The organism is Pseudohaliea sp., assembly GCF_054552115.1.
In genome coordinates, this window is record NZ_JBTOLW010000031.1 from 1 (window position 1) to 13,862 (window position 13,862).

Sequence of the window (13,862 nt, forward strand, 5' to 3'; positions counted from 1 at the left end):
CGCCTCAGCATCTGAAGTACGCGAGGCGCGAGGGGTGAGCGCGGGATACTTCTCTCACAAAGCGTGTATCGGGGAGCGACTGAGAGAAGTATCCCGCGCTCACCCCGTTATCGTGCGCGAAGGTGGGCAGACGCGGCGAACTAGCGGCCGTTGGGAAACAAGCGCAGCTGCTGGCCCGGCTGCAGGTACTGGCTCGGGTCCAGGGCGTTCCAGCTGACCAGGTCGTCCACGGTTATGTTGAAGCGGCTGGCAATGCGGTAGAGGGAGTCCCCCGGGCGAACGCGGTACCCTCGCGGCTTGCGCGGTCCCGCGGCGTCGGCGAGGGCGAGACTGTCGGGCCACGCGGAGCCACGCGGAATCAGGAGCGTGTCTCCCGCCCGGATCAGGTGGCCGTCGATGTCGTTCACCTCCCGCAGCAGGGCTACGCGCGTGTCGAAGCGGCGGGCGATGCGCACGAGGCTGTCACCCGGTTCGATGCGATAGTGGGCCCAGGATACCCGGTCTTCCGGTGCCAGCGCCGCCACACCACGCCGGAAACGGTCGGCCCGGTCTGCGGGCAGGAGCAGCTCATCCCGGCCCGGTGCGCTCGCCCAGCGCAGGTGGCCGGGATTCAGGGCGCGCAGCGTGCGCAAGTCTACGCCCGCGAGCTGTGCCGCACGCTGCAGCTCGATCTGGCCGCCAGTGGGCACGGCCAGGAAGGCCGGGGCGTTGGGGACCGGGGGCAGCTCCGCGCCGAGCGCATCGGCGTAGCGCACGATCGCCGCCAGCGCGATGAGCCGCGGCACGTAGTGTCGCGTCTCCCGGGGCAGCTCGAGGGACCAGTAGTCGGTGGGCCGGCCGGCACGTGCGTTGCGCGCCACGGCCCTGGCGACGCGTCCCTTGCCGGCGTTGTAGGCAGCGAGGGCGAGGAGCCAGTCGCCCTCGAAGTCATCGTTGAGCGACTGGAGGTAGTCGAGGGCGACCTCCGTGGCGAGGCGTACGTCCAGGCGCCCGTCGTACCACCAGTCCCGGGGCATGCCCAGGTAGTCTGCCGTTGCCGGCATGATCTGCCAGAGTCCCGCTGCCCGCTGCGGCGAAACCGCGTAGGGGTTCAGGGTGCTCTCCACCAGGGGCAGCAGCGCCAGCTCCGCCGGCATGCCGCGCGCCTCGACGGCCTCGACGATGTGGAAGAGATAGTTGCGGGCGCGTTCTCCGACCACCGACAGGTAGCGCGGCTGGGACAGGAAGTGGTCCCGGGCGCGGGCGACCTGTGCGTTGTGGATGTCGTGCCAGCGTAGCTCGCGCCGCAGCCGTTCCCAGAGGTCCTCCGGGGGCGGCAGGGGCGCCTCGACCGGTTTCCGCGCCGGGGCCGACACCAGCAGGTCTTCACCGGACGGGGTGTTTTCCCGGGCAACTTCCGCGCCGACCGGCCCGAGGGCCTGGCAGGCACCCAGCAGGAGCACCGCCAGGGCGGCGAGGCAGAGCCGGGTCATCCGCTGCGCCATGATGCAGAAGCCATGGTTCAGAAACTGTCCTTCCAGGCGCGGAGCTGGGCAAAGCGGCCGACGCTGTCGCCTGCGGGCACCTGGCCCGCGGCGCTGAGGCCGGCCAGGATGCCGTCGGCGTCGGGGCGCAGGAAGGGGTTGGTTTCGCGCTCGAGTGCGATGGACGACGGGATCGTGGGCTCATCGCGCGCGCGCCGTTCACGCACCTCGGCGACGCGCGCGGCCAGGGCCGCATTGGCCGGCTCGGCGGCGCTGGCGAAAGCGAGGTTGGCCTGAGTGTACTCGTGGGCGCAGTAGACCGCCGTCTCCGGCGGCAGGGCCGCGAGCCGCTGCAGGGAGGCGTGCATCATCGCGGGCGTGCCCTCGAAGAGCCGGCCGCAGCCGCCGGCGAAGAGGGTGTCGCCACAGAACAGCACGGGGGTCGGCGACGCCGCAAAATAGGCGATGTGATCCAGGGTATGGCCGGGGACCGTGAGCACCTCGAAGGAGACGCCCAGTACCGTGATCGCGTCGCCGTCGCGCAGGCGGCGGTCGATGAAGGGGAGGTCGGGGTTGTCGGGGCCGTACACCGTGCAGCCGGTCTCCGCTTTCAGCGCCTCGACACCGCCGACGTGGTCGAAATGATGGTGGGTGACCAGGATGGCCTCGAGAACCAGGCCGCGTGCCTCGAGGGCGCTGCGCACTGGTTCCGGGTCGCCGGGGTCGACCACCAGGGCCCTGCCGGCCCCGTCGTCGAAGAGCCAGATGTAGTTGTCGCTGAAGGCGCGTAGTGGCTCGATCATTGCCATGGGGTCCCTCACGAAGAAAAGCGGTTGCCAAAGGCATCCCGCGCTGGCTACCCTCTTAAGCTGGCCAGCACGTGGTGCCCGGATGAACCGCGAGTTTAGCGAGATTTCCCAGCAACTGGAAACCTGGTACGCGCGCGACGGCGGCGAGTTCCTGTACGGCGCGCTGCGCGAGCGGCTGCGGCCCCTCCTCGACGTGGCCTTCGGCTACCACACGCTGCAGCTCGGCCCGCTGCCGTTGCGCAACCTCCTCGGCCCGAGCCCGATCCGCCACCGCATCCTCGCCGGCGAACAGGCGGCCGGCGGTGTCAGCCTCGTCTGCCACTGCGACGAGCTGCCGCTGGAGAGCGACAGCGTCGACATGGTGGTCGCCCTGCACACGCTCGACTTCTGCGCGACACCGCACCAGTGCCTGCGCGAAATGCAGCGGGTGCTGACGCCGCACGGGCACCTGCTGATCATCGGCTTCAACCCGGCGAGCCTGCTGGGCCTGTCGCAGCGCGCCCGCGGCCTCGCGCGACGCGGTCCCTGGCGGGCGCTGCGCCCGGTGAGCCAGGGGCGCCTGACGGACTGGCTGCACCTCGTCGGCTGCGAACTCGAGCAGTTTCACCACGTCTGCCCGCTGCCGCTCTGGGGCGGGGACCGGCTGCGGCGTACGGTGGGCCGGGTCGACAGCTGGGCGATGCGGCGCAACCTCCCGGGCGGTTCCCTCTACATCGCGCACGCGATCAAGGAAGTGCCCAACATACGCCGGGCCCCGGAGCGCCTGGCCGTGCCGCGCCGCCTCATGGGCCTGGTGCCGAAGCCGGCCGCATCCTCCGGCGGCATGCCGCGGCACCCGCGGCGCCAGGGCAGCGATATCGCCGCGTGAAGCGCGTTGCACTGTTCACCGACGGGGCCTGCCGCGGCAACCCGGGACCCGGGGGCTGGGGCGTGCTCATGCGCTACGGCAACCACGAGCGCGAGCTCTACGGCGGCGAGCCGGCTACGACCAACAACCGCATGGAACTGCGCGCCGCCATCGAGGGCCTGAAGGCCCTGCGGGAGCCCTGCGAGGTCACCCTGACGACCGACTCCACCTATGTCATGAAGGGGCTCACGGAGTGGCTGCCGGGATGGAAGACGCGCGGCTGGCGCACCGCCGCGAAGAAGCCGGTCAAGAATGCCGAGCTCTGGCAGGCGCTCGACGCCGAGGTACAGCGGCACCGCGTGCACTGGGATTGGGTGAAGGGTCACAGCGGCCACGAGGGCAACGAGCGTGCCGACGCGCTTGCCAACCGCGGCATCGACGAACTCACGATGGAAGCGCCATGAGACAGGTGGTACTGGACACGGAAACCACGGGCCTGGAGGTGAGCCAGGGCCACCGGGTGATCGAGATCGGCTGTGTCGAGGTGCTCAACCGGCGCCTGACCGGACGTCATTTCCACCAGTACATCAACCCGGAGCGGGAGATCGACCTCGGCGCCATCGAGGTGCACGGGATCACCAACGAGTTCCTGGCCGACAAGCCGACCTTCGCCCGCGTCGCCTCGGCATTCCTCGAGTTCATCGACGGCGCGGAACTGGTCATCCACAACGCGCCCTTTGACGTCGGTTTCCTCGACAACGAGCTGCGCCGCGTCGATGGCAGTGAGCCGGGCCTCGCCGCGCGCTGCCGGGTGGTCGACACGCTGCTCATGGCCCGCGACCGGCACCCGGGCCAGCGCAACAACCTCGACAGCCTCTGCCAGCGCTACGATGTCGACAACGCTTCACGGGAACTGCACGGCGCACTGCTCGACGCGGAGATTCTCGCCGACGTCTACCTGGCGATGACCGGTGGCCAGACGACGTTCGAGCTGGAATCCTCGAGCCGCGCGGCGGACGGGCAGGGCGCTGGCGTGGAGCCGCGCCGGCTGCCGGCGGACCGGCCCCGGCTGCCGGTTATCGGCCCGAGTGCGGCGGAGCTGGCGGCACACGAGGCGGCCCTGGATGCGATCGCGGCGGCCAGCGGCGGCACCGTGGCCTGGCGCAGATCCTGATGCGTGCTGTCCGCTGCCGGCGCGTCGGCGGCATTTCTGGACTCCTCGCTAAAAATCGCTACCATTGCATCCCTTTCGGACGAGAGGCAGATCAATAATGCACAAGCAGCTTTCCCTGCAACGCCGGCCGGTTCCCTGATGCGCGCGCTCGGCCTGCTCCTCACCTTCATCGTGCTCTGGCTGCTCCTGTCCGGGCTCATGAAGCCCATGGTGCTCGGCCTCGGCCTGGTCTCCTGTCTGCTTTGCGTCTGGCTCGCCAGTCGCATGCATCGCACCGGGGAAGGCGAGGAGCCGGCGCTGCGCCCGCTGCGCCTGGGCGCCTATCTGCCCTGGCTGGTCAAGGAGGTCCTGCTGGCCAATCTGCAGGTGATGCGCATCGTGTTGAGCCCGCGCATGGCACTGGATCCGGTCCTGTTCCAGCTCAAGGCCAGCCAGCGCTCGCCTCTCTGCCGGGTGATCTACGGCAACTCCATCACTTTGACGCCGGGCACGCTGACCCTGGACGTGGACGGTGAGACGATGCTGGTGCACGCGCTGGAGCGCGCCGGCGTGGAGGGCTTGCGCAGCGGCGAGATGGACCGCCGTGTCAGCGCCCTGGAGACAAGCGCATGATGTTCTACCCGGTGCTCTTTGCCCTGATCGCGACCATGGCCCTGGCCCTGGCGCGAGCGCTGCTCGGTCCGTCGCTCTATGACCGGGTGCTCGCCGTCAACATGTTCGGCACCAAGACCGTACTTTTCCTCGCGGTGACGGCGTTCATGCTCGGGCGCCCGGATTTTCTCGATCTTGCGCTCGCCTATGCGCTCATCAATTTCATCGGGGTCCTGGCCGTGCTGCAGTTCTTCCAGTCCCGGGAGATCCGCCGGCGCTACGAGCGCCAGGGGCGTTAGCGTTATGGCGGGTGCGATCGATCTGCTCAGCTTCGCCCTGCTTGCCGCGGGCGGTTTCTGCGTCTTTGTCGGCGGTGTCGGTGTGCTGCGGCTGCCGGACCTGTACACGCGCATGCACGCGGCGAGCATCACCGACACCGCCGGCCCGCTGCTGGTGCTCGCGGGGCTGTCGCTGCAGGCCGGCTGGACCCTGGCCCTGTTCAAGCTCGCCGTGATTCTTGTGTTCCTGTTCGTAACGTCGCCGACGGCGGCCTATGCGCTCGGTAACGCGGCCATGGGTTCCGGCTATCGCCCTGCGGTGCTCAGCGACGAGAGCGGCACCGCGGAAGTCGAGGAAGGAGAGAAGGAGGCGCGCACGTGACACTGGTCTTCGGTGTATTCCTGCTCATCCTGCTGGTTATCGTGGCGCTGGCCATCGTGCGCAGCGAGGACCTGTTTGCGGCGGTCATGCTCTCCGGGATCTTCTCGCTGCTGATGGCCGTTAATTTCTTTCTCCTCGATGCGGCGGATGTCGCCCTGACCGAGGCCGCCGTGGGCGCCGGGGTCGCGACGGTCCTGTTCCTGGGGGCCCTCGCCCTGACCGGCCAGAAGGAGGCACCGCACATGGTGGGGCGCCGGGGCCGGTGGCTCGCCCTTGCCGTCGCCGTTGCCACCGCCGGCCTCCTTTTTTACGCCAGCGTCCAGAACCCGCATATCGGCGACGGTGGCGCACCGGTGCACCAGCACGTCGCGCCCTGGTACCTCGCCAACACCCTGCCGCTCATCGACATTCCCAACGTGGTGACCGCGGTCCTCGGCTCTTTCCGCGGCTTCGATACCCTGGGGGAAGTCTTCGTCGTTTTCACGGCCGGCATCGGTGTCATGTCGATCCTGGGCGTGCGCCACACGCTGGTGGAGCTGTCCGGCTCCGAGCTCGATGCCCGCCAGCGTTCCCTCCGCCACCACGTGATACCACGCACCGTGGGTCGCGGCATGGTCCCGCTCATTATGCTGTTCGCGTTCTACGTGCAGTTCCACGGGGAGTACAGCCCCGGGGGCGGGTTCCAGGCCGGTGCCATCGCGGCCGCTGCGATTATCCTCTACTCGATCCTCGAGGGCGATGATCGCGGCCGGGAGCTGCTGCCCGAGTGGGTGCTGCGGCTCATGGTCGCCGGTGGCGCGCTGCTCTATGGCGGTGTCGGTCTGGTCTGCGTCCTCCTCGGGGGTAACTTCCTCGACTACTCGGTGCTTGGCGAGGTTCCGTCATCGGGCCAGCACCTGGGCCTGTTGCTCATCGAGCTCGGTGTCGGCATCACCGTGACCGGCGTACTGATTTCCGTGTTCCACGCCTTCGCCCGACGCGCCAGCCGCTGAGATCCGACCATGGTTATCCTTGCTTACTTCAATTACTGGGTTTTTGCCGTGCTGCTGGTGATCGGCCTTTACGCTGTCATCGCCAAGACCAACCTCGTCAAGCAGCTCATCGGCCTTTCCATATTTCAGGGCGCGGTGTTCCTGCTCTACATATCCATGAACAAGGTCGAGGGGGGCACGGCGCCCATTTTCCTCGATGGGAATACGGAACGTATCTTTTCCAACCCGCTACCCCAGGTACTCATCCTCACCGCCATCGTCGTCGGTATTGCCACCACGGCCCTCGGTCTTGCCGTGGTCGTGCGCATCCGCGAGGCCTACGGCACCGTAGAAGAGGACGACATCAAGGCGCAGGACGTCGGCTCATGAGTATCCAGGTACATCTGCCGGCGCTGCAGATCGTGGTGCCGCTTCTGCTGGCACCGGTAGTGACGCTGCTGCGTGTGCGCTCGCTGCCCTGGGCGGCCACTACCGCAACGAGCGTGCTGACCTTTATCCTGGCAATTGCCCTCACCAGGCAGGTCGCCGCCGCCGGAGCACTGAGTTACGCGGTGGGCGGCTGGGCCCCGCCCTACGGTATCGAGCTGGCCGTTGATCAGTTCTCGGTGCTCCTCCTCCTCATCATCAGCGGCGCTTCCACCGCTGCGCTGCTGTTCGGCAAGGCCACGCTCGACCAGGAGATCGGCGAAGAACGGGCGCCGCTTTTCTTCGCTGCCTGGCTGCTGGTGCTCGCCGCGCTCTGCGGCATGGTCACTACCGGCGACGCGTTCAACCTCTTCGTGTTCCTGGAAATTTCCTCGCTCGCCAGCTATGTCCTCATCGCCGCGGGGCCGGACCGGCGGGCGCTCATGGCAACCCATCGCTACATCATCCTCGGGACCCTGGGCGCGACCTTTTACCTGATCGGTGTCGGCCTCATCTACCTGATGACCGGTACCCTCAATCTCGCCGATATGGCGACGCGCATCGGCGAGGTGTCGGAGCTGCGTCCTGTGCTGGTCGCGGCCGGCTTCATTACCCTGGGCCTTGCGCTGAAGGCCGCCATGTTCCCCGTTCACGCCTGGATGCCCAACGCCTACGCCTTTGCGCCGCATGCGGTCGGCGTGTTCCTCGCAGCCTGCGCCACCAAGGCGGCACTCTACGTGCTCATCCGCATTGACCTGGTGGTGTTCCTGCCCCACCTGTCGGAGCATGCTGCCCAGGTCAGCGCCTTTTTCATTCCCCTGGCGGTGGTGGCATTCCTTGTCGGCTCTACCGTTGCCGTCTTCGAGCGCAACCTCAAGCGCATGCTCGGCTATTCCTCCGTTGCCCAGATCGGCTACATCCTCCTCGGCCTGTCCCTGCTGACGCCCCTGGCCCTCACCGGCGCCATTGTTCACCTCTTCAACCACGCGCTGATCAAGGGGGCGCTGTTTATGGCGGTTGTTTCCATCGCCTATCGCGCGGGCAGCGTCCAGCTGCCGGCGATTGCCGGCTGCGCCCGTGCCATGCCGCTGACCATGGCGGCTTTCGTGCTCGCCGGACTTTCCATGATCGGGGTGCCGCTCACCACGGGTTTCGTCTCCAAGTGGTACCTGATCCAGGCCTGCCTCGAGTTCGGCGTACCCGGCTATGTCCTGGCCGGGGCGCTGTTGCTGTCATCGCTGCTCGCGGTCGTCTATGTATGGAAGGTCGTCGAGGCCGCCTATTTCAAGCCGCGGCCCGAGGACGCGACGCCGCTTCGCGAAGCGCCGCCAATGATGCTGGCCGCGCTGTGGGTCGTGACCCTGGCCAACCTCTGGTTCGGTATCGACAGCAGGCTGCCGCTCGGCCTCGCCCGGGCCGCCACCGCAACGCTGCTGGGTGAAGCGCCATGAAGCCGGAACAGCTGATGCTCATCGCCCTGCTGCTGCCCCTGGGCGGTGCCGCCGGCATAGCCGCAGCCGGGCGCGTGCCGAACCTCCGAGAGGCGGTGACGCTGACTACCGCCGGCGTGCTGGCACTCACGGTCTGGGGCCTGGTGCCGTCCGTGCTCGCCGGCGCGGCACCGCAGCTGGAGCTGGTGACGCTGTTCGACGGCCTTGCGCTGGTCTTCCGCCTCGAGCCCCTGGGCATGCTGTTCGCCGCGCTGGCGTCGACGCTGTGGATCGTCAACTCGATCTATTCGATCGGCTACATGCGCGGCAACCGCGAGAAAAACCAGACGCGCTTTTACATTGCCTTCGCCGTGGCCATCTTTGCTGCGCTCGGCGTGGCCTTTGCTGGCAACCTGGTGACGCTGTTCGTTTTCTACGAGATTCTCACCATCTCGACCTACCCACTGGTCAGCCACAAGGGTGATGCGTCCACCGTGCGCTCGGCGCGCGTCTACCTCGGCCTGCTGCTCGCCACATCGATCGGGCTGCTGCTGCCGGCGATCATCTGGACCTATGCAAAGGCGGGGACCCTGGACTTCACCCCCGGCGGTATCCTCGCGGGCACCGGTCCACTCGCGCTCGGCGTGCTGCTCGCATTCTTCGCCTTCGGCACGGCGAAGGCCGGCCTGATGCCCGTGCACCGCTGGCTCCCGTCGGCCATGGTTGCGCCGACCCCGGTCTCCGCGCTGCTGCATGCGGTGGCGGTGGTAAAGGCCGGCGTCTTTACCATCCTCAAGGTGGTAATCTACATCTTCGGTATCGACACGCTGGCCGACGCCGGAGCAGGCCAGTGGCTGGTCTGGGTGTCCAGCGGCACCATCGTGCTCGCCTCACTCATTGCCATGAGCAAGGACAACCTCAAGGCCCGCCTTGCCTATTCGACGGTGAGCCAGCTTTCCTACATCGTCCTCGGCGCCGCGCTGGCCACGGCCTCGGGCATCGTCGGCGCAACGATGCACATCGTTACCCACGCCGCCGGCAAGATCACGCTGTTCTTCTGTGCCGGCGCCATCTACACCGCTCTGCACAAGACGCTGGTCAGCGAACTGCATGGCGTCGGCAGGACCATGCCCTTCACCTTCGCGGCCTTTACGATCGCCGCTCTCAGCATTATCGGCCTGCCGCCCCTCGGCGGCGCCTGGAGCAAGTGGTTCCTCGTGCTCGGTGCCCTCGAAGCCGGAGAGCTGCTGGCGGTGGCGGTCCTCATGCTGTCGTCGCTGCTGAACATCGTGTACCTGCTGCAGATCCCGCTGCTCGCGTTCTTCCGCGAGCCGGCGGCCGGGGACGAGTTCCGGGGCGTGCGCGAGGCCCCGCTGCCCAGCCTGCTTGCGATAGGCATCACGTCACTGCTGTGTCTCGTGCTTTTCTTCGCGGCGGAGCCCCTCTACCAGTGGGCCCGACTGCTCCCGCCGGGATGAGGACCGTTCCATGACCGAACCGGAAAAGAAACACCTCTTCGACGATCCGCGCAACGTGCGCCGCCTAATCTATGGCCTCTACGCGCTCTGCGGCCTGAGCCTGCTGCTCGATTTCGTGATCCACCGCCATGTCGATCACCCCTGGGAGGCCCTCTGGGGCTTCTATTGCCTCTACGGCTTCGTCGCCTGTGTGCTCCTGGTGCTGGTCGCCAAGGAGATGCGCAAGGTGCTGATGCGCGGGGAAGATTATTACGATGAATAGCGTCGCGCCGTTTCTCGTCTTCTACGCCGGTGGCCTGCTGATGGCGCTGCTGCCCGATGCCCCGCGCCGGCTGCTCGCCCTGGCGGTGCCCGTCGTCGGTGCCTGGAATCTCTACAGTCTCGACGCCGGCGCCAGCGGCGCGCTGACCCTGTTCGATTACTCGCTGGTGCTGGTGCAGGTCGACCGGCTCAGCGAGCTCTTCGGCTACCTGTTCCACCTCGCTGCCTTCATCGGCTTCGTTTACGGCTTTTCGCTGCGCGACCGCATGCAGCAGGTGGCCGCGATGCTGTACGCGGGCAGCGCCCTCGGGGCCGTTTTTGCCGGCGACCTGCTGACTCTGTTCGTGTTCTGGGAGCTGCTTGCCCTGACCTCGGTTTTCCTGGTGCTGGCGCGGCGGACGGCGCGGGCCTTCGGCGCAGCCATGCGTTACCTGGTGATCCAGGTCGGGTCGGGCGTGCTGCTGCTGGCGGGCGCGCTGGTGGTCATTGCCGAGAGCGGCGATGCCGCGTTCACGGCCATGGCGCTCGACGGCCTCGGCCCCTGGCTGATCTTCCTCGCCATCGGGGTCAAGTGCTGCTTCCCCGGCCTGCACAACTGGCTCACGGACGCCTACCCGGAGTCGACCCCCGCGGGGACGGTGTTCCTCTCTGCCTTTACCACCAAGGTGGCGGTTTACGCGCTGGCGAGGGCCTTTCCGGGTACCGAACTGCTCGTCTATATCGGCGCCACCATGGCCATGTTCCCGATCTTCTTCGCCGTGATCGAGAACGACCTGCGCCGGGTGCTGGCCTACAGTCTCATCAACCAGGTGGGGTTCATGGTCTGCGGCATCGGTATCGGTACCGAGCTTGCCATCAATGGCGCCGTCGCCCACGCCTTCAACGACGTGATCTTCAAGGGCCTGCTGTTCATGACCATGGGCGCCGTACTCCTGCGCACCGGGCGCATGAACGGCTCGGACCTCGGCGGTCTCTACAAGTCCATGCCGTGGACGACGGGCTTCTGCATCGTCGGCGCCGCGTCGATTTCGGCCTTCCCGCTGTTCTCCGGCTTTGTCTCCAAATCCATGGTGATGGTCGCGGCGCTGGAGGAACACCATGAGATCGTCTGGCTGGCCCTGCTGTTCGCCTCCGCCGGCGTGTTCCACCACGCCGGCATCAAGATTCCCTATTTTGCCTTCTACGCGCACGACTCCGGCCTGCGCTGCCGGGAGGCACCGGCGAGCATGCTCGTCGCCATGGCGCTTGCCGCGGCGCTGTGCCTGTTCAACGGTATCTATCCCTGGGTGCTCTACGACCGGCTCCCCTTCCCGGTGGCCTACGAGCCCTATACGGCCGCGCATATCCTCACCCAGTGCCAGCTGCTTTTCTTCTCGGCCCTGGCCTTCGTCTGGCTCAACCTCAAGGGCCTGTACCCGCCGGAGCTGCCCAGCACCAATCTCGATGTCGAGTGGAGTTACCGGCGGCTGCTGCCGGCGGCCGCGCTGGCGGTGCGCAACGTTGCCGGCGGCGGCTTCAGCGCCCTCGGCGCGGGCGGTCAGCGCCTGGTGGCAGGCGGGGTGACGGGCACGGAGGGGCTGCTCCTGAGGGTGGGGCTCCTCGGGCGGGTCTGGACGACGAGGACCATCGCGCTCTGGGTGCTCCTGCTGCTCGCGGTCTACGTGTTCCTCGAGTATCTCCAGTGACCCCGGAACGGCTTTCCTGCGTGTACGGGCTGCCGCGGTGGCAGCTTGCGGCCTTTCCGGGGTGCTGCGTACCCTAGCGTGTCCCAGGGCGCCGCTTTCTGCAGGAATCTCTGATCATGCTCGAGTTCGAGACGCCGCCGCCGGACAGGGACGACGACGCCCTTTACTTCGTGTTCGAGGGCGGTCGCCTCGTCACCGGGTTGCGCGATAGTGGACTGGCGGCGTGGAGCCGGCGCCAGCTGGAGGCCAATGGCTGGGCGGTGCGCCGCGAGCAGTTCATCGGGCGCTGGCAGGGCCGGCCCTATTTTGCGGTGGAGATCGAGGCAGCGGCACTGGACCCGATGCAGCATCACTGCGGCAGCCTCTACCAGCTCCTCGGACGCCTCGAGGAGCCGCTTTTTGCCCTGGCAGGCCGCGCGGCACAGCTGCTCGCCTGGGAGCGGGACCACCGCTACTGCGGGCGCTGCGGCGAACCGATGGCCCTGGACGGGCGGGAGCGGGCGATGCGCTGTGCGGGCTGCGGCCGCAACGTCTACCCGCGCATCTCGCCCTGCGTCATCGTGCTGGTGACCAACGGCGAGCACCTCCTGCTCGCGCGCAACGCCCGCACGCGGCGGCCCTTCTACAGCACCCTGGCGGGGTTCGTGGAGGCGGGCGAGGACCTCGAGCACTGCGTGGCCCGGGAGGTGCGCGAGGAGGTCGGCGTGGAGGTCGAGGACCTGCGCTATTACGGATCCCAGCCCTGGCCCTTTCCGGACCAGCTCATGGTGGGCTTCCACGCGCGCTACGCGGGCGGCGAGATCGTCTGCGAGCCCGGCGAGATCGCTCACGCGGACTGGTTCCACTACCGGGATCTGCCGCCGGTGCCGCCAGCGCAGTCCATCGCCGGGCAGCTGATCCAGGCCTACATTGACGAGATCGCCTGACGGCGGGGGAGCGCGACAGATGGAATTCCTGAGTGAGGCCGGCCTTTTCCTGGCCCAGGCGGTGAGTGTGGTCCTGGCGCTGCTTCTGCTGGTCCTGGGCATCGCCGTGATCGCTCAGCGGCAGAAAAAGGGCAGCGGCGAAGGCCACATGGAAGTGCGCAAGCTGCACGAGCACTACCGGCAGCACGCCGAGACGCTGACCGAGGCGCTTGATCCGGAAGGCGCGAAGGCGGCCGCCAAGGCCCGGGAGAAGGCAGAGAAGGCAGCAGCCAAGGCCCGCAGGAAGGCAGCGAAGAAGACTGCGAAGAAGGCTGCGAAGAAATCGGCCAGGCAGGCGGGCGAGGCGGCGGCAGCGGAAGGCGACGGGCCCCGCGAACGCCCCGTGACCTTCGTCCTGGACTTCGACGGCGACCTGCGCGCCGCGGCGGCTGAACAGCTTCGGGAGGAGGTCAGCGCCGTGCTCGCCGCCCGGCGCGAGGGTGACGACGTGCTGCTGCGCCTGGAGAGCCCCGGCGGTATCGTCCACGGCTACGGCCTCGCCGCGAGCCAGCTTCAACGGCTGCGTGATGCCGGCGTGACCCTGACGGTCTGTGTCGACAAGGTCGCCGCCAGCGGCGGCTACATGATGGCCTGTGTCGCGGAGCGGATCGTCGCCGCGCCCTTCGCCGTGCTGGGTTCCATCGGTGTCGTGGCCCAGCTGCCGAACTTCCACCGCTTTCTCAAGAAGCACGAAGTCGACGTTGAGCTGCTCACGGCCGGCGAGTACAAGCGCACCCTGACGCTTTTCGGGGAGAACACCGACAAGGGCCGGCAGAAGTTCAGGGAGGAGCTGGAGGATACCCACGAGCTGTTCAAGGCGTTCGTACACGAGAACCGGCCGGCGCTCGACGTGAACGCTGTCGCTACCGGGGAGATCTGGTACGGCCGCCGCGCGCTCGAAGCGGGCCTCGTCGACGAGCTCAGCACCTCCGATGCGCTTCTGACGTCGCTGGCGGCGGACCGGGACCTGCTGGCGGTGCGCTTCGTCCAGCGGCGCAGCTGGCAGGACAAGCTGGGCGTGGCGGCCGAGGAGGCGCTCACCCGTACCGTGCTCAAGCTCTGGCAGCGTGGCCTGGACCGGCGCCAGGTCTGAGCCCGGCGG

General features: G+C 67.8%; 16 protein-coding genes. 14 read left to right on the top strand and 2 right to left on the bottom strand.

The features are described 5' to 3' along the window. Positions 1-140: 140 nt before the first annotated feature. Positions 141-1,472, bottom strand: a complete 1,332-nt coding sequence (locus ACX93N_RS13490) for a LysM peptidoglycan-binding domain-containing protein (RefSeq protein WP_459428957.1) — start codon at positions 1,470-1,472, stop codon at positions 141-143. 29 nt (positions 1,473-1,501) lie between these two features. Then, positions 1,502-2,272 carry a hydroxyacylglutathione hydrolase gene (gloB, locus tag ACX93N_RS13495; protein WP_459428958.1) on the bottom strand — a complete coding sequence of 257 codons (771 nt, stop codon included), beginning with the start codon at positions 2,270-2,272 and terminating at the stop codon, positions 1,502-1,504. Positions 2,273-2,354: 82 nt separating this feature from the next. Between gloB and ACX93N_RS13500 the strand changes: the two genes are divergently transcribed. The 14 genes from ACX93N_RS13500 to sohB all read left to right on the top strand — a co-directional run bounded on the left by ACX93N_RS13500 (position 2,355) and on the right by sohB (position 13,853). Beyond that, entirely contained in the window at positions 2,355-3,140 is a 786-nt protein-coding gene (locus tag ACX93N_RS13500) for a class I SAM-dependent methyltransferase (RefSeq protein ID WP_459428959.1), read from the top strand. Beyond that, the gene (rnhA, locus tag ACX93N_RS13505) at positions 3,137-3,583 is read left to right on the top strand and encodes a ribonuclease HI (protein WP_459428960.1); all 447 of its coding nucleotides are present in this window, start codon (positions 3,137-3,139) and stop codon (positions 3,581-3,583) included. The genes ACX93N_RS13500 and rnhA overlap by 4 nt, the downstream gene beginning before the upstream one ends. Continuing rightward, positions 3,580-4,293 carry a DNA polymerase III subunit epsilon gene (gene dnaQ, locus ACX93N_RS13510; protein ID WP_459428961.1) on the top strand — a complete coding sequence of 238 codons (714 nt, stop codon included), beginning with the start codon at positions 3,580-3,582 and terminating at the stop codon, positions 4,291-4,293. The genes rnhA and dnaQ overlap by 4 nt, the downstream gene beginning before the upstream one ends. A gap of 138 nt (positions 4,294-4,431) precedes the next feature. Further along, positions 4,432-4,905: a Na+/H+ antiporter subunit E gene (locus ACX93N_RS13515; protein ID WP_459428962.1), complete on the top strand. Its 474-nt coding sequence runs from the start codon at positions 4,432-4,434 to the stop codon at positions 4,903-4,905. Continuing rightward, positions 4,902-5,183, top strand: coding sequence for a monovalent cation/H+ antiporter complex subunit F (locus ACX93N_RS13520; RefSeq protein WP_459428963.1), 282 nt, complete (start codon positions 4,902-4,904; stop codon positions 5,181-5,183). The genes ACX93N_RS13515 and ACX93N_RS13520 overlap by 4 nt, the downstream gene beginning before the upstream one ends. Positions 5,184-5,187: 4 nt before the next feature. Then, positions 5,188-5,544 carry a monovalent cation/H(+) antiporter subunit G gene (mnhG, locus tag ACX93N_RS13525; RefSeq protein WP_459428964.1) on the top strand — a complete coding sequence of 119 codons (357 nt, stop codon included), beginning with the start codon at positions 5,188-5,190 and terminating at the stop codon, positions 5,542-5,544. Continuing rightward, on the top strand, positions 5,541-6,536 hold the full coding sequence (locus tag ACX93N_RS13530) for a DUF4040 domain-containing protein (RefSeq protein ID WP_459428965.1): 996 nt from the start codon (positions 5,541-5,543) through the stop codon (positions 6,534-6,536). Before mnhG ends, ACX93N_RS13530 begins: the two co-directional genes overlap by 4 nt. 9 nt (positions 6,537-6,545) lie before the next feature. Continuing rightward, complete coding sequence (locus ACX93N_RS13535; protein WP_459428966.1) at positions 6,546-6,905, top strand: cation:proton antiporter subunit C; 360 nt, start codon at positions 6,546-6,548, stop codon at positions 6,903-6,905. Next, positions 6,902-8,392 carry a monovalent cation/H+ antiporter subunit D family protein gene (locus tag ACX93N_RS13540; RefSeq protein WP_459428967.1) on the top strand — a complete coding sequence of 497 codons (1,491 nt, stop codon included), beginning with the start codon at positions 6,902-6,904 and terminating at the stop codon, positions 8,390-8,392. Before ACX93N_RS13535 ends, ACX93N_RS13540 begins: the two co-directional genes overlap by 4 nt. After that, positions 8,389-9,849 carry a proton-conducting transporter transmembrane domain-containing protein gene (locus ACX93N_RS13545; protein ID WP_459428968.1) on the top strand — a complete coding sequence of 487 codons (1,461 nt, stop codon included), beginning with the start codon at positions 8,389-8,391 and terminating at the stop codon, positions 9,847-9,849. The genes ACX93N_RS13540 and ACX93N_RS13545 overlap by 4 nt, the downstream gene beginning before the upstream one ends. Before the next feature lie 10 nt (positions 9,850-9,859). Continuing rightward, the gene (locus ACX93N_RS13550; protein WP_459428969.1) at positions 9,860-10,111 is read left to right on the top strand and encodes a hypothetical protein; all 252 of its coding nucleotides are present in this window, start codon (positions 9,860-9,862) and stop codon (positions 10,109-10,111) included. Continuing rightward, the gene (locus ACX93N_RS13555; RefSeq protein ID WP_459428970.1) at positions 10,104-11,795 is read left to right on the top strand and encodes a Na(+)/H(+) antiporter subunit D; all 1,692 of its coding nucleotides are present in this window, start codon (positions 10,104-10,106) and stop codon (positions 11,793-11,795) included. Before ACX93N_RS13550 ends, ACX93N_RS13555 begins: the two co-directional genes overlap by 8 nt. A gap of 116 nt (positions 11,796-11,911) precedes the next feature. Continuing rightward, positions 11,912-12,721, top strand: coding sequence for an NAD(+) diphosphatase (gene nudC / locus ACX93N_RS13560; protein ID WP_459428971.1), 810 nt, complete (start codon positions 11,912-11,914; stop codon positions 12,719-12,721). Between the two features lie 19 nt (positions 12,722-12,740). Continuing rightward, the gene (gene sohB / locus ACX93N_RS13565) at positions 12,741-13,853 is read left to right on the top strand and encodes a protease SohB (protein ID WP_459428972.1); all 1,113 of its coding nucleotides are present in this window, start codon (positions 12,741-12,743) and stop codon (positions 13,851-13,853) included. The last annotated feature ends 9 nt before the right edge of the window (positions 13,854-13,862 follow it).

What these genes read in the sequence shown, in the direction of transcription:
- ACX93N_RS13490 (WP_459428957.1), bottom strand. Translation starts at nt 1,472, where the DNA reads ATGACCCGGCTCTGCCTCGCCGCCCTGGCGGTGCTCCTGCTGGGTGCC.
- gloB (WP_459428958.1), bottom strand. Translation starts at nt 2,272, where the DNA reads ATGGCAATGATCGAGCCACTACGCGCCTTCAGCGACAACTACATCTGG.
- ACX93N_RS13500 (WP_459428959.1), top strand. Translation starts at nt 2,355, where the DNA reads ATGAACCGCGAGTTTAGCGAGATTTCCCAGCAACTGGAAACCTGGTAC.
- dnaQ (WP_459428961.1), top strand. Translation starts at nt 3,580, where the DNA reads ATGAGACAGGTGGTACTGGACACGGAAACCACGGGCCTGGAGGTGAGC.
- ACX93N_RS13515 (WP_459428962.1), top strand. Translation starts at nt 4,432, where the DNA reads ATGCGCGCGCTCGGCCTGCTCCTCACCTTCATCGTGCTCTGGCTGCTC.
- ACX93N_RS13520 (WP_459428963.1), top strand. Translation starts at nt 4,902, where the DNA reads ATGATGTTCTACCCGGTGCTCTTTGCCCTGATCGCGACCATGGCCCTG.
- mnhG (WP_459428964.1), top strand. Translation starts at nt 5,188, where the DNA reads ATGGCGGGTGCGATCGATCTGCTCAGCTTCGCCCTGCTTGCCGCGGGC.
- ACX93N_RS13535 (WP_459428966.1), top strand. Translation starts at nt 6,546, where the DNA reads ATGGTTATCCTTGCTTACTTCAATTACTGGGTTTTTGCCGTGCTGCTG.
- ACX93N_RS13540 (WP_459428967.1), top strand. Translation starts at nt 6,902, where the DNA reads ATGAGTATCCAGGTACATCTGCCGGCGCTGCAGATCGTGGTGCCGCTT.
- ACX93N_RS13545 (WP_459428968.1), top strand. Translation starts at nt 8,389, where the DNA reads ATGAAGCCGGAACAGCTGATGCTCATCGCCCTGCTGCTGCCCCTGGGC.
- ACX93N_RS13550 (WP_459428969.1), top strand. Translation starts at nt 9,860, where the DNA reads ATGACCGAACCGGAAAAGAAACACCTCTTCGACGATCCGCGCAACGTG.
- ACX93N_RS13555 (WP_459428970.1), top strand. Translation starts at nt 10,104, where the DNA reads ATGAATAGCGTCGCGCCGTTTCTCGTCTTCTACGCCGGTGGCCTGCTG.
- nudC (WP_459428971.1), top strand. Translation starts at nt 11,912, where the DNA reads ATGCTCGAGTTCGAGACGCCGCCGCCGGACAGGGACGACGACGCCCTT.
- sohB (WP_459428972.1), top strand. Translation starts at nt 12,741, where the DNA reads ATGGAATTCCTGAGTGAGGCCGGCCTTTTCCTGGCCCAGGCGGTGAGT.